Source organism: Streptomyces sp. NPDC001093, assembly GCF_040298985.1.
GTDB lineage: Bacteria > Actinomycetota > Actinomycetes > Streptomycetales > Streptomycetaceae > Streptomyces.
Window position 1 is genome coordinate 22,722 of sequence record NZ_JBEPBF010000084.1, and the last position, 22,514, is coordinate 45,235.

At 70.6% G+C, this 22,514-nt stretch carries 15 protein-coding genes and 2 pseudogenes; 13 read left to right on the plus strand and 4 right to left on the minus strand.

From position 1 onward, the window contains the following. Positions 1–34: 34 nt before the first annotated feature. Positions 35–691, minus strand: a complete 657-nt coding sequence (locus ABT288_RS32430; protein ID WP_502972880.1) for a pyridoxamine 5'-phosphate oxidase family protein — start codon at positions 689–691, stop codon at positions 35–37. 1,003 nt (positions 692–1,694) lie between these two features. On the opposite strand from ABT288_RS32430, the gene ABT288_RS32435 reads away from it, so the two are divergent. Beyond that, positions 1,695–2,582 carry a squalene/phytoene synthase family protein gene (locus ABT288_RS32435; protein WP_351615355.1) on the plus strand — a complete coding sequence of 296 codons (888 nt, stop codon included), beginning with the start codon at positions 1,695–1,697 and terminating at the stop codon, positions 2,580–2,582. Between the two features lie 175 nt (positions 2,583–2,757). Beyond that, a pseudogene (locus ABT288_RS32440) lies at positions 2,758–3,582 on the plus strand (RNA repair domain-containing protein); the annotation flags it as partial. Positions 3,583–3,753: 171 nt separating this feature from the next. On the opposite strand, the gene ABT288_RS32445 reads toward ABT288_RS32440, so the two are convergent. Further along, a complete protein-coding gene (locus ABT288_RS32445) occupies positions 3,754–4,425 on the minus strand; it encodes a Gfo/Idh/MocA family protein (RefSeq protein ID WP_351615358.1) in 672 nt (223 codons plus the stop codon). Positions 4,426–4,583: 158 nt separating this feature from the next. Between ABT288_RS32445 and ABT288_RS32450 the strand changes: the two genes are divergently transcribed. Both ABT288_RS32450 and ABT288_RS32455 read left to right on the plus strand, forming a co-directional pair. After that, positions 4,584–5,003 (plus strand): ribonuclease domain-containing protein, encoded by a 420-nt coding sequence (locus ABT288_RS32450; protein ID WP_351615362.1) that lies wholly within the window; start codon positions 4,584–4,586, stop codon positions 5,001–5,003. Between the two features lie 312 nt (positions 5,004–5,315). Then, positions 5,316–5,819 (plus strand): NUDIX hydrolase, encoded by a 504-nt coding sequence (locus tag ABT288_RS32455; protein WP_351615365.1) that lies wholly within the window; start codon positions 5,316–5,318, stop codon positions 5,817–5,819. Between the two features lie 251 nt (positions 5,820–6,070). Here the strand turns inward: ABT288_RS32455 and ABT288_RS32460 are convergent, their stop codons facing one another. After that, positions 6,071–7,045, minus strand: a complete 975-nt coding sequence (locus ABT288_RS32460; RefSeq protein WP_351615367.1) for a magnesium transporter CorA family protein — start codon at positions 7,043–7,045, stop codon at positions 6,071–6,073. Between the two features lie 528 nt (positions 7,046–7,573). Between ABT288_RS32460 and ABT288_RS32465 the strand changes: the two genes are divergently transcribed. From ABT288_RS32465 to ABT288_RS32495, 8 genes and pseudogenes are all read left to right on the plus strand, one after another. Continuing rightward, complete coding sequence (locus tag ABT288_RS32465) at positions 7,574–8,395, plus strand: polysaccharide deacetylase family protein (protein WP_351615370.1); 822 nt, start codon at positions 7,574–7,576, stop codon at positions 8,393–8,395. Between the two features lie 190 nt (positions 8,396–8,585). Further along, positions 8,586–12,542, plus strand: a complete 3,957-nt coding sequence (locus ABT288_RS32470) for a Pls/PosA family non-ribosomal peptide synthetase (RefSeq protein WP_351615373.1) — start codon at positions 8,586–8,588, stop codon at positions 12,540–12,542. After that, positions 12,539–13,963, plus strand: coding sequence for a M1 family metallopeptidase (locus tag ABT288_RS32475; RefSeq protein WP_351615376.1), 1,425 nt, complete (start codon positions 12,539–12,541; stop codon positions 13,961–13,963). Before ABT288_RS32470 ends, ABT288_RS32475 begins: the two co-directional genes overlap by 4 nt. A 491-nt stretch (positions 13,964–14,454) precedes the next feature. Continuing rightward, positions 14,455–15,999, plus strand: a complete 1,545-nt coding sequence (locus tag ABT288_RS32480) for an FMN-binding glutamate synthase family protein (protein ID WP_351615379.1) — start codon at positions 14,455–14,457, stop codon at positions 15,997–15,999. Positions 16,000–16,068: 69 nt separating this feature from the next. Further along, positions 16,069–16,908 carry an alpha/beta hydrolase family protein gene (locus ABT288_RS32485; protein WP_351615381.1) on the plus strand — a complete coding sequence of 280 codons (840 nt, stop codon included), beginning with the start codon at positions 16,069–16,071 and terminating at the stop codon, positions 16,906–16,908. After that, a pseudogene (locus ABT288_RS50335) lies at positions 16,909–17,107 on the plus strand (hypothetical protein); the annotation flags it as partial. A 183-nt stretch (positions 17,108–17,290) separates the two neighbouring features. After that, a complete protein-coding gene (locus ABT288_RS32490) occupies positions 17,291–18,166 on the plus strand; it encodes a polysaccharide deacetylase family protein (RefSeq protein ID WP_351615384.1) in 876 nt (291 codons plus the stop codon). 263 nt (positions 18,167–18,429) lie between these two features. Then, complete coding sequence (locus ABT288_RS32495; protein WP_351615387.1) at positions 18,430–19,554, plus strand: alpha/beta hydrolase; 1,125 nt, start codon at positions 18,430–18,432, stop codon at positions 19,552–19,554. A gap of 127 nt (positions 19,555–19,681) precedes the next feature. On the opposite strand, the gene ABT288_RS32500 is transcribed toward ABT288_RS32495, so the two are convergent. Beyond that, on the minus strand, positions 19,682–20,842 hold the full coding sequence (locus tag ABT288_RS32500) for a PucR family transcriptional regulator (protein ID WP_351615390.1): 1,161 nt from the start codon (positions 20,840–20,842) through the stop codon (positions 19,682–19,684). A 75-nt stretch (positions 20,843–20,917) separates the two neighbouring features. On the opposite strand from ABT288_RS32500, the gene ABT288_RS32505 reads away from it, so the two are divergent. After that, positions 20,918–22,171, plus strand: a complete 1,254-nt coding sequence (locus tag ABT288_RS32505) for an alkyl sulfatase dimerization domain-containing protein (protein WP_351615392.1) — start codon at positions 20,918–20,920, stop codon at positions 22,169–22,171. Positions 22,172–22,514 lie beyond the last annotated feature (343 nt).

The window sequence follows — 22,514 nt, forward strand, 5'->3', positions numbered from 1 at the left end:
CGACACGGTCGTGATCGCGCACGGGCGACTCCGGTCACCAGGCCCTTCCGGCCGGCCGGGCGACGTGCGGCGGGGCCGATGCCCCTGACGGGGGGTCGCCGGCCTCACGGCGCGGGCGCTCGTCCGGAGCGCGGTCGGCTGCCTCGGCCGCCGCGCCGAAGAAGTCACCGCCCTTGCGCTTGGAGTCGTCCGTGCCCCACGCGCGGTCCCCGCGTGCCGGCACCTTCCGAAGGTGCGGGATGTGCTTGGCGCAGTGGATGTACGCCTCCTCCACCGTGACCTCCACCCACAGCCGGGCCCGGCGGCCGGGCGCGGGGTCGACCGGCAGGTCCGGGCGTTCGCGGCGCATCTCTTCGTCGGAGAGGACACGGGCCCGGCCGTTGACGTGGAGGCCGATCCGGTCCCGAAGGAAGTCGATCATGAGAATGCCGACGTGCGGATTCTCCTGGATGTTGCCGAGGCTGGCGAGGACGCCGTTGCCGCGGTACTCGGGGTAGGCCAGCGTCCTGTCGTCGAAGACCTGGACGAAGCCGGCAGGGCCGGCCCGGAAGGTGTTGTCGCACTCCCCGTGGCGGTCGGAGGTGGCGAGGAAGAACATCTCCTGCCGCGCCACGAACTCCCGCATCCGGGGGTTGAGCCGGTCGAGCACCTGCTCGTCGTAGAACTTGGCGGCACGGTCCGTGGTGCCCATGCGCTCCTGGAGCCCGTGCTCACCGTCACTGCCCGGGCGGTCGCGGTGGGAGGAGGGCCGGACGCGGCGAGCCTCCGGTACGTGGACCCGCTGGTGCTGGATCGGAGCGCCGTCACCGTCACGGACCGAGCCGCCGCCTTCGGCCCCGGACGCGGCCGCCCCTTCGCCGTCCCGCCCGGCCTGCGCCGGCCCGGTGTCCACTCCGGGGCGCGCCGCAGCCCTCCCTTCGGGGTCCGACGCCGTCCCACCACGCCGCTCCGGGGCAGGGTCCGGGACAGGCTCTCGGCCCGGGTCTTCGTTCCGGTCCCGGCCGGGGTGCCCGTCCAGGTTCAGGTGACCGTCCACGTTCCTCTGTGTCTCCTTCGGGCGCTGGTGCCGTGGCCGGGCGTGACCGCGGCCAGTCCTACGACGGAGTCGTGCCGTGACCGCAGGGAGGGATGCCTACCCGCGCAAGGCTGCCGACCCCGCTGTGGATCAGGCCCCGACTCCGCCGTAGCCGCCGGCGTCGGCCGGTATGGAAGCGGAGGCCCCGGTTCACCCGGTGAGCAGCCTGTCGCTCCATGCCACCTCCGCGGACAGACAGCCGGAAGTCCGAGCCACACGGGCCGAGTTTCCGCCCCGGGCTGACACATCCTCACGGTTCAACAGCGCGCGACCGCCTGGCCGAGCCGGTCTCAGACCATACCCGGCGGCGATGGATGCACAAGGGGCCGCCCCCGGCGCATCCGCAAACCCCCGATTCATACGGCACTGTCCGCAGCCGGGAAGATCACGGTTCCCTGCGGTCGGTCACGAATCGCCGTAATCGCCGTACCGGAGGTCGGGGCGGACTGCTCGGGTGCCGCCGGGTCCGCGCCCCCACGACACCGTGCACTCGACCCCGCCCGCGCCAACGCCGTGAACCTGGTCCTCTGCGCAGCGAGCTACGACCCGCCCGGCAACCTTCTCCGAGGCGGTCTTCGGACGGTGCCGAGGTGACGCGTACACGCCCTACGATCGGCCCATGCGAGGGTGGACGAAGAGCCTGGACGCGGCCGGTGTCCGGGAGCCGGGGTTGCGTGTGGACTACAACCGTCAGCGGCAGCTGGTACGACGCTTCCGGCGCGCCGCGTACCTGGCGGCCAGGCTGCTGCTGCCACCGCCGTTGCTGCCGCATGTGGTGGCGGCAACCGCCGTGATGCACCACGGGGACAACCTCCTGGACACCGGGCCCCTGCCGCAGCGCGAGACGGCGTGGGCGGCCTGGGAGCGGCAGGTGCGTGAGGCGTTGCGGACGGGGACCGGTGACAACCCGCTGCTCCGTGCACTCGTGCACACCGTGGCCGCCCATCCGCAGCTGCGCGAGATCGTGGAGACGTACCTGGACACCGCCACGGCCGAACTGTATTTCTCGGGCTTCGCCACCGAGGCCGACTACCAGGCATATGTGGACGCCTACTCGTACCCCGCCTTCATGCTCGTCGCGGGACTGCTCGCGCCGGAAGGCGACGATCTGCGGTACCGGACCGCATGCCGGACTTTCATCGAGGGCAGTCAGCGGCTCGACTTCGTCAACGACCTCGCCGAGGACGCGCGGGAAGGACGCGTGGGCATTCCGGTCGACACGATGGAACGGTTCGGGGTCACCCTGGACGGCATGGCCGCCGGTGCCGGCGGTTCGGCCCTGGACGAGCTGATAGCCGATCAGGTCACCACCGCACGCGCCGCCTTGCTGACCGCACGGGAGCTCCCGGCGGTGACCGCGCCGGACGCCCGAAGGCTCGCAGGAGCGCTGGTGGAGATCGAACTGCTCACCGCGGAAGCCGTGCTCGCACGCGGCGCCGGGGTACTGCGCGGTTCCGCGAACCCGCCGCTGGGCAGGACGCTACGCGTTCTCGCGCGCCCGTACTGACCGGATCGGCCCCGGTGAACGTGCCGGGCCGACCTCGACGAGACGACCCGCCTCGGCACACGCCTGCTCGCTCACAGTCCGTACCCGACAGGTCGCGGTAAGCGAGGAGTCATCGTTGAGGACAGGGTGGGCGCACCCTGGAGGAGGGGGTTGTGACGGAGGGAGAGGAGGCGTGATGCGCACCAGCGACGAGATCTATCACCGGGTCCGCTGGGACCGGCGGTTCGACCCGGCCCGGTTCGTGCTGGGGATCAGCCAGCGCGGGGGTGCCTGCAAACGCCTCGCGCTGCCTTCCTTCGTACCCGGGGGCGACATCCCGTGGCACCGGGTGATGTTCATCGAGGCGGACGGTGAGGTGGTCTGGGACCGGGCCACGGGGGTGGACCGTATCGACGCGTCGGGTGCCGGCCGGGTGCGGAACCCGCAAGCGGACCCGCGCTTCGGCAGGGGAGAACGCGTCGGCGTCCTCGGCTTGTCCCCGACGGCCCGTACGGCGGTGGCCTGGATCCCGCCGGCGGAGCTGTGGCCGGCGATCCAGGACATCCGCCGGGATTACGATCCGCAGTTCCAGCGCTGGCCGCCGCACGTCGATGTCCTCTTCGGCTTCGTGCCGGAGTCCGACTTCGAGCGGGCCGTCCCGCTGCTCGCCGCGGCGACGGCCCGGACGCCGGTCTTCACCGCCCGGCTGGACGGGGTGCGGACCTTCCAGCAGGGGGCGTACTGCACCGTGTGGCTCGACCCGGCGGCGGCCGGGGAGGCGCCGTGGGCGGACCTGCACCGCGAACTGCGGCAGCGGTTCCCGCGCTGTCATGGGCTCGCCGAGAACTTCACCCCCCATATGCCCCTGGGCCGGACCCGGGATCCGCGGCGAGTCAGCGCCGATTGCGCCGCCCGGCTCGAGGCCATGACGGCGACGGTCTGGGAACTCGTCCTGCTCTCACGCAGGGGTCACGGGCCGATGCGGCCACGGGCCACGGTCGCCCTGCGCACGGGCGAGGTCCGCCGGCTGACCGCACTCGGCCTCGAAGCACCTGGCCCGGAGGACAGGGCATGGCTCTCCGCGATCAGCGACAGGTGAGGCCATAACGATGGGGCGCAAGGGGCGGGACACCATCAGGGCCAGGGTGAAGCGCGTTCCACGCTGATCCGGCCGGTGCTGCCGACCAGCTCATCACGGGACCGGTAGGCGTGTTCCATGCCGAACTCGAGCTGTGCGACGGCGCCTTCGGGTGTGCACAGCAGCACCGCGCCCCCGGTCTCCACCTGCCGGCCCGACAACGGTCTCCAGGGCGGCCCCCACCACCCGAAGCCGGTCCCCCAGAAAGTGCAGGGCCGCCCGCAGCGGGTGGACACCGACATCCGACAGCGCACCGCCGCGGAGTTCGGGACGGTGCCGGATGTCGCCGGCCGGCAGTGCCGCGATGGTGAACACCGCGCGGAAGGAGCGCGGTTCGCCGATGGCACCGTCGGCCACCAGCCGCCGGACCGACTCGTGCCGGGGATGATGGACGAACGTCACGTTCTCCGTCAGCACCGGGCCGCGCCGCTCGGCCGACTCGACCAGCTCCCGGGTCCGGCCGGCCTCGGTGGTGAGCGGCTTCTCGGCCGGCACACGCTCCCCCGCGCGCAACGCCGCGGCCACCCACTCGGCATGCAGCGCGGCGGGCAGCACTATGCAGACCGCGTCCACCTCGGCCAGAGCGAGCAGTTCGGCGTAGCCGCTGACCGGCCGGCAGCCGTACGGCCGGCTCGTGTCGGCGGCGGCGCGGCCGCACCCCGTGAAATCGACTGGCCGAGCACCACTTGATTCGGCGGTGGTCGACACCCATGCCGGGCTGCTCACCAGGCCCAGGATCAGCGACGACGCGCAATGCGGTCCACCCGATGGCGGTCGCCCGCTTCAAAGGCAATTGCCTCTCCCCCGCAACCGGCGATACACCCGGTCGTCACACAAGGCCCCCAGAGTGTCATGTCCATGCATGCTTTCACTTGGAGGGTTCCTTGCTGACTCTGCGACGTCCCCAGCTGTCCTGGGCCAAGCGGTTCGCGGTGCTGATCGCCGCCATCGCGTCCGTGCTCAGTGTGTCCGCCGTCAACAGCCCTGCCGCGAACGCGGCGGTCTACAGTTCCTGCAGCATCGGCGGATGCTCCGACGCAGCCTCGGCGAACTCGACCTGGTCCGACCTCGGCTACCCGACCGCTCGGGGCTGGTACGACTGGCCGGACGGCGAGTGCAGCTACGCGGGCGGCGAGTTCTACAACAACGACGGGCAGTTGCCTTCCGGGGACACCTTCTACGAGTACGACGTCTACCCCCGCGCCTGCGGCGCCCATCGGGACGCCTACCGGATCGTCGTCGACTCCAACACCGGCGTGGTCTGGTACTCGCCCAACCACTACACCGACTTCTACCAGCTCTGACACTGCCACAGGACGTCAACCACCGGCCTGCCCGAATGTGCGGGCGAGTGTGGTGAGCTGAGGTTCCATCAGGGGCGGTCCCTCCTGGGGCCGCCCCTCGCTCATGGGCAGGCGTCCCCCTGACAGGACCTCGAGCACGGACGCTCGAATCGGTACGCGCACACCTGGCGATCAACCCGGCACGGTGGCCCATCGTGCTCCTGCGACTGGCTTACCCGACCGTGGCGAAACGGACGCCGGCGATCGCCCGAAGCGCAACGCCCGTCCACCCACCTCACGATGATCAATGGTGGTGCACGTACGATCTGCGGCATGACGGCGGAGGATTCGAAAGCCCCAGCACCCCGGATGCAGTTGGTCATCGGCATCATCCGCAGAGGCAACGAGATCCTGCTCGTGCGAGAGAGTCTCGGCACCGCCGGCGACATGCTCTGGTCCCTCCCCGGTGGCGGGGTCAAGGACGGCGAGCTCATGCACGAAGCTCTCCGGCGCGAGCTGCAGGAGGAGACCGGACTGCTGGTGGGCGACCCGGTGCGGACCGCATTCCTCATGCACATCGACTCCGAGCGGCACCCTTCGGCGTTGGCCGCTGCCTTCGAGATCGACGAGTGGTCAGGGGACCTCGCGCCGCAGGATGACGACATCGAACAGGCCGCCTTCTTCCCCTTGCCCGACGCCATGAGGCTGCTCGGCGAGCTGGACAGCGCGACGCAGCGGGAGCCGATCGTCGGCTATCTGACCGGGACCATCGCGCCGGGGACCACCTGGCTGTACCGCAACCGGGGCAAGGAGGAGACACTCGTCGCCCGGTGGTGAGGCCAGACAGTGGCCACTCCATGAAGGACACGATCTACAACTGGACCACCGGCGAGCGAGACTTCAGCGCGCCGGCGACGGCGCCCGCCTACGACGCACGCGTCAACGGCACCGCGCCCCTCGCAGCGTCCCCGCCATGGCCCGCACCGGGCGGCGAGCGCAGGTCGACCACGTGCCATCCGGCCGTCGAGCAGGGCCTCGGCCGCGCTCCTGCCGCGCGCGCGTGCAGTTCACGCCGGACAGGCACGGGGTCATATCCAGTCTTTACGTTTGAAGACCCAGTAGAGCAGCACGGACGCGACGACTATGACACCGGTGGAAGTGAGGAAGCCGACGTGGGTGTTGACGCCCGGATACGGAACGTTCTGTCCGTAGAAACCGGTGACGGCTGTGGGCACGGCCACTATCGACGCCCAGCTGGTGACCTTCTTCATGATCAGGTTCATGCGATTGCCCTGAACGGTCAGATTGGTCTCCATGATGGACGTGATCATGTCCCGCAGTGACTCGGTCCACTCGGTGGCCCTGAGGACGTGGTCGTACACGTCCTGGTAATAGGGAAGCAAGGGCTCGGCGACGATGTGCAGGTCACGCCGGAGGAGGCTATTGACGACCTCCCGCATCGGCAACACCACGCGGCGCAGCCTGGTGAGGTTCTTGCGCAGCGCGTAGGAGTCCCGCTGGACGGAGTCCATCTGCTGGCGCCCCTCGTCGAAGAGCAGATCCTCCACCGCTTCGATACGTTCGTCGAGGTCCTGTACGGCGGCGAAATGCCCGTCGACGATGTGGTCCAGCAGTCCGTGCAGCAGGAATCCCACTCCGTACTTGGCGAGATCGCCGTTGTTGTCCCAGCGTTCGACGACCTTCTCGATGTCGAACCGGTGGTCGGGGCGGATGGTGATCAATGCTGTGGGCGTTATGAATACCGACAGTTCACTTACGGTGAGCTGCCCGCCGGTCTCGTCCGTGCTGATGGCGTAGGCGCTGAGGAAGGCATGGGTGCGGTAGCGGTCCAGCTTTGGCCGCTGATGCTCGTGACGCGCGTCCTCCACCGCGAGTTCGTGCAGACCGAACTCCTCGCTGATCATCGCGAAGTCGGCGGAGCACGGATCGCACAGGTCGAGCCAGACCGCCACGTCCGGATCGTTCACGTATTCCGAGATGTCAGCGGTCGGAAAGTCCTCCAGGATCAGGGAGCCGTTGCGGTAGAGCCGTGTACGAGTCATGGCGACGCACCGTAAGCCACCTCGGTAAGAAGCCCCGTCTGCGCCTCTTTCCGCCCACGGGTGATCCCGCGGCGTCGGGATACCCAGGTGACGGAGCCGTCAGTGAGACTTCACCTGCCGGTCGCCCCGCCGGATCCGCGACATCAATGCGGTAACAGGACGGCGGCGGGATCGCCGGGCGCGAAGTGGCCAAAACCCTCCGTGCGCAAGCGGGCCATTCCGCTTCACCCTCCGTCGTGTCCCGCACGCCACGCCCAGCGACCCGCCCGGCACCGAGGGCTGCTCCTCCCGATCGGGCGGTAAGTTGATGCCCAGTCCGCCACAGGCACTGCCGAGGTTCTGTGCCCCCCCCTGGTTGCATAGTTGCGCAACCTGGCAAGCTATGCTCGTCCGTGAACTGACGACAGGTCCCTGCCGGATGAGCGCCGCACCGAGCCGAGCGGGCCGCAATGGATCCCGCCCTCCCATCCGGTGCCGGGGGGACAGGAACGCAGGAACACTCAGGACACGAACAGGGGGCGGCACGAGGTGCGGGAAGGAACCCGGGCGGTGCTCGTGGCGGCCACCACGGTGGTCGTCGCCGCGGTACTGGGCCCGATATGGGGCGGTCACACGGGCAGTACGGCGGACGACCGGCCGGACGGCCGGGGGCGGGCGACCGTCTCGCCGTCGCCGCCGCTCTACACCTCCGAGCAGCCGCCGGCGGACCAGAAGTCCGTGCCCGATCCGCACCTGCCCGCCCCGGTGGTGAGCATGGACATCGCCCACGCCTCGGACCGGGGGGCGCACGCCGTCAACATCACCATCGACGACGGCCCCGATCCGGTATGGACACCGCGTGTGCTGAAGGTGCTCCGCGACAACGGCGTCAAGGCGGTCTTCTGCATGATCGGGCCGAACGCGGCCATGCATCCCGACGTGGTGCGGCAGATCGTCGCCGACGGGCACCGGCTGTGCGACCACAGCGTCCACCACGACACGGCGATGGACCGCAAGCCGGCCTCCTACCAGCACGGCGAAGTCGTCGACGCGGAGCGCATGATCGAGCACGCGTCCGGCGGGGTGAAGCCGTTGTACTACCGCGCGCCCGGTGGCGCCTTCACCCCGTACAGCCGCCAGATCGCCGCATCACTGGGGATGCGCCCGCTCGGCTGGAACATAGATACGGAGGACTACCGGCGGCCCGGGGTGCGGACGATCCTCAGCACCGTGGAACGGGAACTGCGCAACGGCCCGACGATCCTCTTCCACGACGGCGGCGGGGACCGGTCGCAGACCGTGGCCGCGCTCGCCGCGCTCCTGCCCCGGCTGAAGGAGCAGGGCTACGTCTTCGGCTTCCCGGTGCGGTGAGGCGGCCGGACCACGCCGGAGTACGGCAGGGTGAATTCTGGTATTTGATTCGCCAATTTCCCCCCATGGGCAGGTTGTGAATCAATTGCACCGAGTTGGTGAACGCGCCATGCGGCGAAGGATGTCTGACAGGCCGTAAAGGGCCTACCGGCCCGTCGCACATGGGAAGCTCAGAGGCACGACCTTGACCTTGACCTCGACCGCACTCGATACGTCACCCCCCTCCCCCGGAACCCCGGAAAACGGGGCCCTCTTCCGCTCCGCGGCGGCCGCGCCGCCCCGCACCCTCGTCGACGTCCTGGCGGCGACCGCCGCCCGGCACCCGGACGCACCCGCCCTGGACACGGGCGGCGAGGTGCTGTCCTACCGGGAGCTGTGCGCCGAGGCCCGCACCCGCGCGCTGCGGCTCACCGAGCGGGGCATCGGCCCCGGCGACCGGGTGGGCGTACGGGTGCCGTCGGGCACCGCGGAGCTGTACCTGTCGATCCTCGCGGTCCTGCACTGCGGCGCGGCGTACGTCCCGGTCGACGCCGACGACCCCGAGGAACGTGCCGCGACCGTCTTCCGCGAGGCGGGCGTCTGCCACGTTCTCGGGCCGCATCCGCAACCCGCCGACCTGGTACCGGCGTCCGGGGCCGCGGGCACCGCGCCCGCCCCCGCCGACGACGCCTGGATCATCTTCACCTCCGGCTCGACCGGTGCGCCCAAGGGCGTGGCCGTCACCCACCGCTCCGCCGCGGCCTTCGTCGACGCCGAGGCCGCGCTGTTCCTCGCCGACCGACCGCTCGGCCCCGGCGACCGCGTCCTGGCGGGCCTGTCGGTCGCCTTCGACGCCTCCTGCGAGGAGATGTGGCTGGCCTGGCGCTCCGGCGCCTGCCTGGTGCCGGCCGAACGGGCCCTGGTGCGCGCCGGGCACGAACTCGGCCCGTGGCTGGACGCCCGCGGCATCACCGCCGTCTCCACCGTGCCCACCCTGCTGGCGATGTGGCCGGAGGAGGCGCTGCGGCGGGTACGGCTGCTGATCCTGGGCGGCGAGGCCTGCCCGCCCGGCCTCGTCGAACGGTTCGCCCGCCCCGGCCGGGAGATGTGGAACACCTACGGCCCCACGGAGACCACCGTCGTGGCCTGCGCCGCCCTGTTGGAGCCCGGACAGCCGGTGCGCATCGGACTGCCGCTCGCCGGCTGGGAGTTGGCGGTGGTGGACGAGGCCGGTGAGCCGGTCGCGTACGGCGAGCAGGGCGAACTGGTCATCGCCGGCGCCGGAACCGCCCGCTACCTCGACCCCGTCAAGGACGCCGAACGCTTCCGGCCGTGCCCGGCGCTGAACTCCCCGCGCGCCTACCGCTCGGGCGACCTGGTGCGCGCCGACGCCGAGGGACTGGTGTTCCTCGGTCGCGCCGACGACCAGGTCAAGCTCGGCGGACGCCGTGTCGAACTCGGCGAGATCGACACGGCCCTGCTCGCCCTGCCCGGGGTGCGCGGCGCGGCGGCGGCCGTGCAGTCCACCGCGGCCGGCGCCCAGGTGCTGGTCGGCTACATCGTCGCGCAGGAGACCGTCGACGGCTGCTCGGCCTTCGACGCCGACAAGGCCAGGGCCCTGCTGGGCGAGCGGCTGCCCGCACCGCTGGTTCCGGTGCTGGCCGAGGTGGCGGACCTGCCCACGCGGGTGTCCGGGAAGGTGGACCGCAAGGCGCTGCCCTGGCCGGTGCCGCTGGCCGGCGGCGGACCGAGCGGCGAGGCGGCCCACCGGCTGCAGGGCACCGCCGCCCGGCTGGCGGACGTCTGGGAGGAGTTGCTGGGCCTGCGGCCCGGCCCGGACAGCGACTTCGTCCAGCTGGGCGGCACCAGTCTGACCGCCGCCCGGATGGCCTCGATGCTGCGCCCGGACCATCCGGGCCTGTCGGTCGCCGACCTCTACCGGCACCCGGTGCTGCAGAGCATGGCCGACCATCTCGACTCCCTGGCCGGCGCCGCCGAGCCGGTGCGCCCCGTCCGGCCGGTGCCCCGGCGGACCGCCGTGGTGCAGTTCCTCGTCTCCCTGGCCGGTTACGGCGTCACCGGGCTGCGGGGCCTGATCGGGCTGGCCGCGGCGGACGACGTCCTCGGCTGGGTCGCCCCGCACCAGTGGGCGCCGCACACCTCGTGGTGGCTGGTCCTGGCCGGGTGGGTGCTGCTGTTCAGCGCGCCCGTACGCTGCCTGCTCGGGGCGGCCCTCGCCCGCGCGCTGGCCGGCTCGATCACTCCGGGCACCCACCCGCGTGGCGGCGCCGTTCACCTGCGCCTGTGGAGCGCGGAACGTGCGGTCGCGGCGTTCGGCGTGCCGTCCCTGCTCGGCACCCCGTGGGCCGCGCTGTACGCCCGGATCCTCGGCTGCCGCACCGGGCGGGACATACGGCTGCACGCCATGCCCCCGGTGACGGGCCTGGCCGAGCTGGGCGACGGATGCAGCGTCGAACCGGAGGCGGACATCGCGGGCTGGTGGCTCGACGGCGACACGCTGCGGGTCGGCAGGGTCGTCGTCGGCGCGGACGCCCGGGTGGGACACCGCAGCACCCTGCTGCCGGGCGCGGTCCTCGGGCACGGTGCGGAACTCGCCGCCGGTGGCTGCCTGGACGGCCGGATCCCCGACGGCCAGGTGTGGACCGGCTCCCCCGCCCGGCCGGCCGCAGCCACCGAACACCTCGCGGACCCGGGCCGGCCCGCCCCGCCGACGGACCGCCGGCGCCGCTGGCATCTCGCCTACGCGCTGTCCCTCACCCTGATGCCGCTGCTGTCGCTGCTGGCCGCCGCCCCGGCGCTGGCCGTCACCTGGCTGCTGGTGCGCGGTACGGCCACGCTGTCCGGGGCGGCCTGGCGGCTGCTCGCCGCCGCACCCCTGTTCGCCGTGCTGACCACCGTGTGCGGCATGCTCCTCACCGCGCTCACCGTGCGCCTGCTGGGCCGCGGGATCACGCCCGGCCTGCACCGCGCCGACGGGGGCGTGGCCTGGCGGGCGTGGCTGGTGACGCGGCTGCTCGACGGCGCTCGCGGCACCCTGTTCCCGCTCTACGCGAGCCTCGCCACACCGGCCTGGCTGCGCCTCCTCGGCGCCCGGGTCGGCCGCGGCGCCGAGATCTCGACCGTGCTGCCGCTGCCGTCGCTGCTCGAGGTCGAGGACGGGGCGTTCCTCGCCGACGACACGCTCATGGCGCCGTTCGAACTGCGCGGCGGCTGGATGCGGTTGGGAACCGTGCGGATCGGCAAGCGGGCCTTCATCGGCAACTCCGGCATCGTCGGCCCCGGCCGTGAGGTCGCCGACCACACCCTGGTGGGTGTGCTGTCCGACGCACCGGCGCAGGGGGAACCCGGGACGTCCTGGATCGGACGGCCGTCGATGCCGCTGCCCCGCGTGGCCGAGACCGGCGACGCGACGCGGACGTTCGCCCCGCCCCGGCGGCTGGTGGCGGCCCGCGCGGCCGTCGAGGCGTGCCGCGTGCTGCCGGTGATCCTCGGCACGCTGCTGGCCGAGGGGCTGCTGCTGGCCCAGCAGGAGGCCCTGGACCTGGGCGGCCTGACCCTGGCGGCCCTCGCGGGCGTCCCGCTGCTCCTTGCCGCGTCCCTGGCGGCCTGCCTGACCACGACCGCCGCCAAGTGGCTGCTCGTGGGCCGGTTCCGGCCGGTCGAGCGGCCCCTGTGGTCGTCGTTCGTGTGGCGCAACGAGTTGTTCGACACGTTCGTGGAGGTGTTGGCAGTGCCCTGGGGTATCGGCGCGCACCTGGGTACCCCCGTGGTGAACTGGTGGCTGCGCAGCCTCGGTGCGCGCATCGGACGCGGGGTGTGGTGCGACACGTACTGGCTGCCGGAGACGGATCTGGTCAGCATCGGCGACGGCGCCACCGTCAACCGTGGCTGCGTGCTGCAGACCCACCTCTTCCACGACCGGATCATGCGGATGGACACCGTGTGCCTGGCCGCCGGCGCCTCCTTGGGCCCGCACAGCATCGCCCTGCCCGGCACCAGGATCGGCACCGGCGCGTCCATCGCCGCGGCCTCTCTCGTGATGCGCGGGGAGACGGTGCCCGACGGGACCCGTTGGGCCGGCAACCCCATCGCCGGCGTCCCCGCGGCCGGCCCCGCCGCCCGGCTCCCCGAAGAGGAGACGGCATGACCTGGTGCAGCCGGCGCGCGCTGGTCCGGGGCGCGGCGCTCGCCCCGCTGGCGGCGATGGCCGCGGACGCCCTCCCGAAGCCGGCCGAACGCTACTTCGCCGGCCATGGCAGCTACGACCACCGCACGCTCGCCTACGACCTCCACCTGGCCTACGACCCGGCCGCGGGCAGGCTGGAGGGCCGGGCGCACATCCGCGCGGTGGCCGAGCGGTCGCTGCGTCAGGTCCGCCTCGACCTGGCGAGGCTCTCCGTGCACGAGGCGCTGGTCGACGGGGCCGCCGTACGGCCCGGCCGGAAGGGGCACAAACTGCTGCTGCCCGCGCCGCGCCCGATCCCGGCGGGCACGCCCTTCACCCTGGAGATCGGCTACGGCGGCCGGCCCGGCCCGGTACGCACGCCGTTCGGGCAGATCGGCTGGGACCGCACGGGCGACGCACACGGCGGCACCCTGGTGGCCGCCCAGCCGCTGGGCGCCCCGTCATGGTTCCCGTGCAACGACCGCCCGGACGACAAGGCCGAGTTCACCTTCCGGGTGACCGTGCCCCGCGGTCACCAGGCGCTCGCCAACGGAGCCCTGCTGGAGCGGCGCAACTCGGACACCACGGAGTGCTGGACGTACCACCATCGGGGTCCCATGGCCCCCTACCTCGCCGCGCTGTACACCGGCCGCTTCGCGCACGAGACGTGGAAGGCCACGGACAGTGCGACCGGCCGCCCGATCACCGGCCGCAACGTCTACCCCGTCCACCTGTCCGGCCGGGCCCGGCATGATCTGGGCCGCCAGCCCGAGATGTTCGAGGCGTTCACCACCTGGTTCGGGCCGTACCCCTTCGAGACGTACGGCGCCGTCGTCGTGGACGCCGACCTGGACCAGCCGGTGGAGAACCAGACGGCGTCCGTCTTCGGCCGCAACCACATCGACGGCGAGCGCACCTGGGAGACGCTGGTCGCCCACGAACTCGTCCACCAGTGGTACGGCAACAGCGTCAGCCTGCGCGACTGGCGGGACATCTGGCTCAACGAGGGTTTCGCCACCTATGGGGAATGGCTGTGGTCGGAACACCTCGGCGAGGACTCCGCCGACACCATCGCCCGCGCGGCCTGGCACACCCTCGCCCGGCAGGGCAAGGGGCTGCGGATCGCCGACCCCGGCCCCGACCGCATCTTCGACGACCGGGTGTACAACCGGGGGGCGTGCACGCTGCACGCGCTGCGACTGACGATGGGCGACGACCGCTTCTTCGCCATGCTGCGCGGCTGGCACCACGCCCACCGCGGCGAAAGCGCCGACACCGCGGCCTTCGTCGCCCACGCCGGCCGGACCATGCCGAGGGCGGTGGAACCCCTGCTGCGTGCCTGGCTCTACGACACCCGCCTGCCGCCCCTCCCCCCGCCGGATCCGGGAGACGGGCGGAGCTGAAACCCGCCGGAGCGAGGGCCGCCCCGGCCGTCAGGGCGCCTCCGGCGGGCGGCGCTCCAGCCGCAGTCGGGGGCCGCGCCACTTCACCGGCGGCCGTCGAAGGTCACCCCGCGGTGCCGCGGCGTGGCAGACACAGGGCGAGCGACACCAGCCCATGCCGCTGTCCGGGTGGCGATGCCACCGCCGAAAGACGCCAGAGCCGGAGGGCAGGGTGGCCGCCATGCTTGTGATGCCAAGGCCGGCTGTTGCCGCCACGAGGGGACGGGGGTCCCAGCACGCTTCCCTGTCCCGTTCCCCTCCCGTCGGCGCGAGGCCGAGCCCGGACCGGCCCCCTGACGACAGGCCTGTGCGAGCGGCCTCCTAATATCATTTCGCGTTCTTCGACGGACGCTGATGCCCGTTGTCCGTATCGCCGTCCAACGCCCAACGCCCAACGCGACACAACGACTCCCCCGCACGGTGATGGAGTCGTGCATCGAGGAGGAACGTACATGCACGCCCGGAGGATCGGCGCGGCCGCCGCAACGGCAGTGGCGCTTCTGGCTGCCCGCGACCTCATCCAGAAGAGGCACGCACTGCTCCGAAACTTCCCGGTGATCGGGCACGCCCGGTACCTGTTGGAGACGATCGGGCCGGAGCTGCGGCAGTACATCGTGACGTCCAACGAGGAGGAGCGCCCGTTCAGCCGGGACCAGCGCACCTGGATCTACGCGTCGGCGAAGGAGGAGAACAACTACTTCGGGTTCGGAACCGAAGTCGACGTCGAGCACGTGCAGGGGCACGCCTACCTGAAGCAGCGCACGTTCGCCGGCGCTGTGCCCGACGCGCACGACCCGCAGGCCCCCCTGCCCTCGGCCAAGGTGCTGGGCGGGCCGCGCGGGCGCGCCAAGGCGTTCCGGCCGGCGAGCGTGGTGAACATCTCGGCGATGAGCTTCGGGTCGCTCTCCGGCGCGGCGGTCACGGCGCTCAACAAGGGGGCGGCGCTGGCGGGCACGATGCACAACACGGGCGAGGGCGGCCTCTCGCCGTACCACCGCAACGGCGGTGACCTGGTCCTTCAGATCGGTACGGCGTACTTCGGCTGTCGCAACGAGGACGGCAGCTTCAACCTCGACAAGCTCAAGGACGTGGTCGCCGGCGCCCCGGTCAAGGCGATAGAGATCAAGCTCTCCCAGGGCGCCAAGCCGGGGCTGGGCGGGATGCTGCCGGGCGCGAAGGTGACCCCGGAGATCGCCGGGATCCGCGGCATCCCGGTCGGCAAGGACTGCGCTTCCCCGTCGCGGCACACGGCGTTCAGCGACGTCGACTCGATGCTCGACTTCGTGGAGTTGCTCGCCACCGAGACCGGTCTGCCGGTCGGGGTCAAGAGCGCGGTCGGAGAGATGGGCTTCTGGCAGGAGCTGGCCACGCTGATGGCGCGTGGTGACCGTGGTGTCGACTTCGTGACCATCGACGGGGGTGAGGGCGGCACCGGGGCGGCGCCGCGGATCTTCGCCGACTCGGTGTCGCTGCCGTTCCGGATGGGCTTCTCCCGGGTCTACGGCACCTTCGCCGAGCTGGGGCTGACCGACGACCTGACCTTCATCGGCTCCGGCAAGCTCGGCCTGCCCGAGAACGCCGCGGTCGCCTTCGCCCTGGGTGCCGACATGATCAACGTAGCCCGTGAGGCGATGCTGTCCATCGGCTGCATCCAGTCGCAGAAGTGCCACACCGACACGTGTCCCACCGGCATCGCCACCCAGAACCCGTGGTTGGCCCGCGGCCTCGACCCGACCTCGAAGGCCACCCGGGCCGCTGTCTACCTGCGCACCCTGCGCAAGGAGCTGATGAAGGTCTCGGCGGCCGTCGGCGTCGCCCACCCGGGACTCATCACCGCCAACGACATCGAGATCATGAACGGCGACTACGAGGCCCGCACTCTGGCCGGCGTCTACGGCTACAAGGACGGCTGGGGCGAGCTCGGCCCGCACCTCGCCGATGAGATCACGGCACTGCTCACCACCAAGCCGACCGCCGTCCACAAGCCGACCGTCTGACGCGCCGACAGCCCTCACCCACCCAACTGCCCCTACTCCACGACCAGTCCGTGCCGAGGCGATGACAACATGACGGAAGAAGTGAGATTCAAGAGCGTCGTCGGCCCCGAACTGGCCGGGTCGATCGACCTGCCGGAAGGCGAGGTCCGGGGCTGGGGAATCTTCGTCCACGGATTCACACTCGGCAGGAACTCGCCGGCCGCCTCGCGTGTCAGCAAGCAACTGGCACGCGAGGGAATCGGGATGCTGCGCTACGACAACCTCGGGATCGGAGACTCCGACGGCGACTGGGGGGACGGCTCCTTCACCATCAAGGTCCAGGACACCGTCCGTGCAGCAACCTTGATGGCAGAGCGGGGAACTCCAGCAGACCTGCTGGTGGGGCACTCGTGGGGAGGCGCCGCCGCCATCGCCGCAGCGGCCGAGGCGACCGGCGTACGCGCGGTCGCCACCATCGGGGCGCCTGCCGACCCCAGCCACGTCGAGAGACAGTACGACGCGGTCATGGAACGCGTACTCAGTGAAGGATCGCACGAGTGGTTCGTCGGCGGGAGGACCTTGGTCCTCAAGCGTGCCTTCGTCGACGACGTCCACCAGGCTCGCCTGCGCGACCGGATTCGCGGGTTGCACCTGCCGCTGCTCGTCATGCATTCGCCCACCGACAACACCGTCGACATCGCCAACGCAGGGGAGATCTTCCGCGAGGCACGACACCCGCGAAGCTTCATCTCGCTCGAAGGAGCAGACCATCTCCTGACCGCACGAGGACAAGCGCAGCGAGCCGCTCACATCATCAGCGCCTGGGCCGACCAGTACATCCACGACAGGGACGGTAAATCGCGCGGTGCAACTCCCGATCATGGAAGGAGCACGGTCCAAGATCGCGCCGACCGGCGTCGGCCCGGTTGACCGGTCCGTCCGGTGATCTTGATCGACTATGTGCATGTGAGGTGCGCCACAGGCGCAGGTGGCGAAGACGTGAAATACCGGCCCCAGGTCCTGACCGAGATCAAGAACCGCGGTCCGGCCCCAGGCGGTCACCCAGACCCGTGTCGTCCACCTGATCCGGGCATCGCTCCGCTACACGGGGCGGCAGGACGGGGACAAGACCCGGCCGCCTCCTGCCGCGCATCGGCTGTGATGGCCTGAATGCGCCGGGGCGGTGTCGGTCTTGGTCATATTCTCACCATTCGCTGAACTTCGCCTTTCATGCCGCTGAACTTCGCCTTTCATGCCGCGGTTACCTTTCCAGCAGAGTCAAGGTCAGCTTTGCAGTCAGGAGACCGGTGCAGTGAAGCGACGCAACACAGCCGGCAGGTTCTACGCCCCGCTGGCCGGCGTGCTCCTGGCCCTGTCCGTAGGCGGCTGCAGCACGAGCGGTGGCAGCGCGACTGGTCCGGCGGCCACCTCGTCGGCGTCCGCCACCGTCGGCGGCACGCCCGGGACCGCATCGCACGCCTCGGCTGAGCCTGCCGCCTGGCACAAGTGGGGCCTGACACCGCTGCCCCCGGCTCCCGAGCCCCCGGCGGACAAACCCATCAAGCTGTCCGCGACCGGCCCGGTCCCGGTCTTCGCCCACGTACCGACATCCCAGAAGGTCGTCTTCATCACCGTGGACGACGGACTGGAAAAGGACCCCAGGTTCATCGAGATGATGCGGGACCTGAAGATCCCGATCACGATGTTCCTGATGAACGACGCCATCAAGTCGGACTACGGGTACTTCAAGCCGCTGCAGGCGATGGGCAACCACATCCAGAACCACACCCTGCACCATCCCGCGATGAACACCATCCCGCTGGCCCGCCAGAAGCAAGAGGTGTGCGGCGACCAGAAGGTCCTCACCCAGCAGTTCGGCACCGCCCCGTTCCTCTTCCGGCCGCCCTACGGGGCGTACAACAACAACACCAAGATCGCGGTGGGAGAGTGCGGGCCGCGCGCGATCGTCTGGTGGCGCGAGTCCATGCAGGTACGCAATATGCAGTACCAAGATCCAGACAAGAAGCTGCGTCCCGGCGACATCATCCTCGCCCACTTCCGCGGCCCCGCGGAGCTCAAGGGCGCCACCATGACGGAGATGTTCGCGAATCTGCTCAAGCGCATCCGGGAACAGGGCTTCGCGGTGGCCCGTCTGGAGGACTACATCCAGCCACCGGCCGGACACTGAACCGAGCAGAAACCAGTGCGCTTCGCAGCCGTTGCACTCTTTCGGCCTCGAGGTGCGGGCCGCGCGGTATGCGCCGGAGCCGACTGGATCGGGTCGGGTCGGAACCTCGCCCGACATCTGCTCATCTATCTGACAAAGATCGTATCTCGTAGTTCTGCGAGAGACCTTGAACCCGACGGGTCAAGGCCAAGGAAAGCCCCGGGCACGCCCTCGAACGAAGCGTGGGCAGAGACCGGGCGGAAAGCGCAGGCAGGTAACAGCCCATGGGTCTCACGAGCAACAAAGTGCTGGTGCTGGCGATCGTCATCGCCGCCGTACTGTTCGTCGGCACGGTATGGCTGTGGCCGCGTATGGCCCGGCAGAACTGGCGGGCCGTCAGCGGGCGGGTCGGTCTGCTGCTCGGTACCCAGCTGGCGCTCGTCGCCTCGATGGGCCTCGCCGCCAACCAGGCCTTCGGCTTCTACGCCAGCTGGGCCGACCTGTTCGGCCAGGAGACCGACCAGGGCGTCGTCGTCGACCACATAGCGGGGGGCGGTATCAGCCCCGTCCAAGTGGTCTCCACGTCCCACGTCCTCGGTGCGAGCAGCCCGCTGCCGCAGGTGTCCGGGCAGGTCCAGAAGGTCGACATCATCGGCCGTACGACCCACCTCACCACGCCGGCGTTCGTGTACCTGCCCCCGGAGTACTTCCAGCCGCAGAACCATGCGCGCAAGTTCCCGGTGTCCGTCGTCCTCACGGGTTACCCCGGTACGGCTCAGGCGCTGGTGGACAAACTGCACTACCCGAGCACGGCGCAGCAGCTGGCCAAGGCGGGGAAGATGCAGCCGATGATTCTCGTGATGCTGCGGCCGACCGTGGCGCCGCCGCGGGACACCGAGTGCGTGGACGTTCCCGGCGGCCCGCAGACCGAGACGTTCTTCGCCAAGGATCTGCGCGATGCGGTGATGGCCCGCTACCGGGTGGACAAGACGCCCGCCAGCTGGGGCATCGTCGGCGACTCGACCGGCGGCTACTGCGCGCTGAAGATCGCCATGCACTACCCGAAGGCGTACGCGGCCGCCGCGGGCCTCTCGCCGTACTACAGGGCGCCGATCGACCCCACCACCGGTGACCTCTTCCACGGCAACAAGAACCTGCACAATCGCGCCGACCTCTTCTGGGCGCTCAAGCACCTGCCCGCGCCCGAGACCTCGCTGCTCGTCACCTCGAGCAAGGTCGGTGAGCACAACTACAAGGACACGCTCAAGTTCATCAAGAGCGTGCAGGACACCAACGTGACCAGGATTTCGTCGATCATCCTTCCGAGCGGCGGACACAACTTCAACACCTGGAAGCGGGAGATCCCACCGATGCTGCAGTGGATCAGCACGCGGCTGGTCGCACACTGAGCCATCGGTGCCGACGCCCCGGGCACGCCGTGGTACCGGTGCGCAGCCTTACGAGGCCCTGGGTCCTCGGCGGCCGCCTGTCCCGCGTGTCGCGTGCCCGGTCAGGCGTGCATGAGCGTGGGAGACGCTACAGGTGTTCCTGTCCTGCGATCCGGCGCAGGGTCAGCGCGGCACCCAAGAGCTGGACGCCACGGGCGGTGTGCGGGTCGACGCCGGTCAACTCCGCGACACGGCCCAGGCGGTTGTCAACCGTGTTGGGGTGCACGTCGAGTGCGTGGGCCGTACGGCGCCGGTCGAAGTCACAGTCGAGGAAGGCGGCCACGGTCGCGGTCAGGCCGGGTTGCCGGTCCAGCGCCTCCAGCAGGGCGCCCAGTTCGGGTGCGCTGTCCGGGGCTCCCGAGAGGTGGTATTCGAGCAGCACATCCCGCAGCCGGTACAAGCCTGGTCTGTCCGCGACGGCTGCGATCCGGCGTGCCCGCACGGCCGCGGCAGGGACCTCCTCTGCGGTGCCCGCGGTCGCCGCGCCCACGGTCGACGCTGTCGGAGGACAGGAGGAGAGTCGGTCGGCGACGGCGTCGAGCTCAGTCGACGCGGGCAACAGGACCCAGCCACCGCATTCGTCCGGAAGGCTGAGAACGCGGCCCTCCGCCAGCGGGGCGAGCCGGGCGAGCACCCGACGCAGCAGCCTGCGTACCGCCACAGACGCCTGGGGCCCGAAGGCCCGCACGCCGAGTACGAGATAGCCGGATTCCAGGGACAGCCCGAAACGGGCGGCCACCTCCTCGGGCTCCTCACCACGGATGAGTGCCCGGGCCAGCTCCCGTGCCGCCGCCTGCTGGTCGGCGAGGCCGGCAAGGTACGCCTCCGTGACGTTCTCGACGGTGGCCTGGAGCGCCCTCAGCTCCATCCGGGTCAGGGACTGCAGCGCCGCCTCCTCGCCCGGCCGGGCCAACTCGCTGAGTGCGTCCAGCAGTACCTCGGCACCGACGTGGTACCCCTTGAGCAACTGCACCAGAGGAAGCCCTTCCTCGGCGCGCTCGGCGGCGCGTTCCCGGAACACCCCGATGTCGATGTCCGGCAGGCCCTGCACATGACGGAGGAACCCACGTATCGCGTGGCGGGCCGTCGCCGCGATCTCCACATCCCGCAGCTCTCCGGGCAGGAGATCGAAGCCGGGCACCTCGGCTCGCTGACGTTCCACGATGGCCCTGGCCAGCTGGTTGACCCGCGGTGCGAGACGTGCGGCCAGCTCAATCGCGCCGTCCGGCGCAGCGTCTGGTTGTGACATGTCACAACCGTAGGCAGCCGTCAGTGGGCTCGCGGCCGATTGCCGCGTGCACTCGTCCACGGTGGCATGGGCACCATGAGCTTCTCCCTCACGGACTACGCAGACCAGGTCTGGCAGGGCGCCGTCGACGACAGCATCGTCCGTGCCGGGCAGGCGGGATCCGGCGTCATCGAGGTGGTCGACGGCGTTGGCTGGTACCCCGGCTTCGGCAATGTCATCACCTTCCGCACGAACGGCGAGGTCATCCTGTTCGACACCGGCAACCCGCTGGCCGCCGGCGGGCTCCACCGAGCCGTTCGTGCCTGGAGCCGAAACCCGGTGACCACCGCCGTCTTCTCCCACGGGCACATCGACCATGTCTTCGGGATGGGTCCCTTCGATGCGGAGGATGCCCCACGCCCGACCGTGCTCGCCCACGAGAATGTCGGGGAAAGGTTCGACCGCTACCTGCTGACGGGAGGCTACAACGCTGTCGTCAACCAACGGCAGTTCCAGGCACCGGATCTGACCTGGCCGACTCAGTACCGCAGGCCCGACCTGACATACCGGGACGCACTCACCCTGAAGCGCGGCGACCTGACCTTCGAGCTCTTGCACGTAAGGGGCGAGACCGACGACGCGACCGTCGCCTGGATTCCCGAACACCGCCTCCTGTGCCCCGGTGACATGTTCATCTGGGTGACTCCCAACTGCGGCAACCCCCAGAAGGTGCAGCGCTACCCGCGCGAGTGGGCGCTCGCACTGCGCCGCATGGCGGCCCTGGGCGCGGAGATCATGCTGCCCTCGCACGGAGCACCGGTCTTCGGCGCCGACCGGATCCACCTGGCGCTCACCGAGACCGCGGAATGGCTGGAGAGCCTGGTCCAGCAGACACTGGACGGGCTCAACTCCGGGGCCCGGCTGGACGACCTCGTCCACACCGTACGCCCGCCCGCCCATCTCGCCGACCGGGTCTACCTGCAAGCCAAGTACGACGAACCCGAGTTCATCGTGCGCAACCTGTGGCGGCGCTATGCCGGCTGGTACGACGGCAACCCCGCACACCTCAAACCGGCTCCTGACGGCCAACTCGCCACCGCCTTGGCGGACCTCGCAGGCGGCGCGGCCGTGCTGTCGGATGCGGCCCGACGCTACGCCGACGCGGGCGAGCTGAGGATCGCCGGCCACCTCGCGGAGTTCGCCGTACAGGCCGCCCCCGACGACGCCACCGCGCACGCCGCACGCGCCGACGTCAACCAGGCTCGTGCGGAGTCCGAGGCCTCCCTGATGGCCCAGGGCATCTTCACCTGGGCCGCCGCGGAGTCACGAGAACGGTGTGCCAAGCCCTGACCGGCGCACGGCCGACGGCAAGGCGATCTCACCTCCGTGCCGGATCGCACCGCGCACGACTCCCCCGGACCTGAGGAGCTCCGATGCCCTCCGCACGAGGGCAAGCTCGTCCATGGCGCCGCAGGGCCTGTGCTCTGGCCGCCACCGCGCTTCTTGGCCTGGCTTCGCCGCGGGCCGCCGCAACTCCCGGTCACGCCACCATGGTCAAGACGGCGGCAGACACATCGGCCTTCGACAGTGTTAGGGCCTGTGTGATGTTGTGATCAGGTAGTTGCCTTCAGGAGGTCGTTGATCCAGATCATCGAGGCACGGAGGTGGAGGCCGGCGAGGTAGCTCTCGGGCG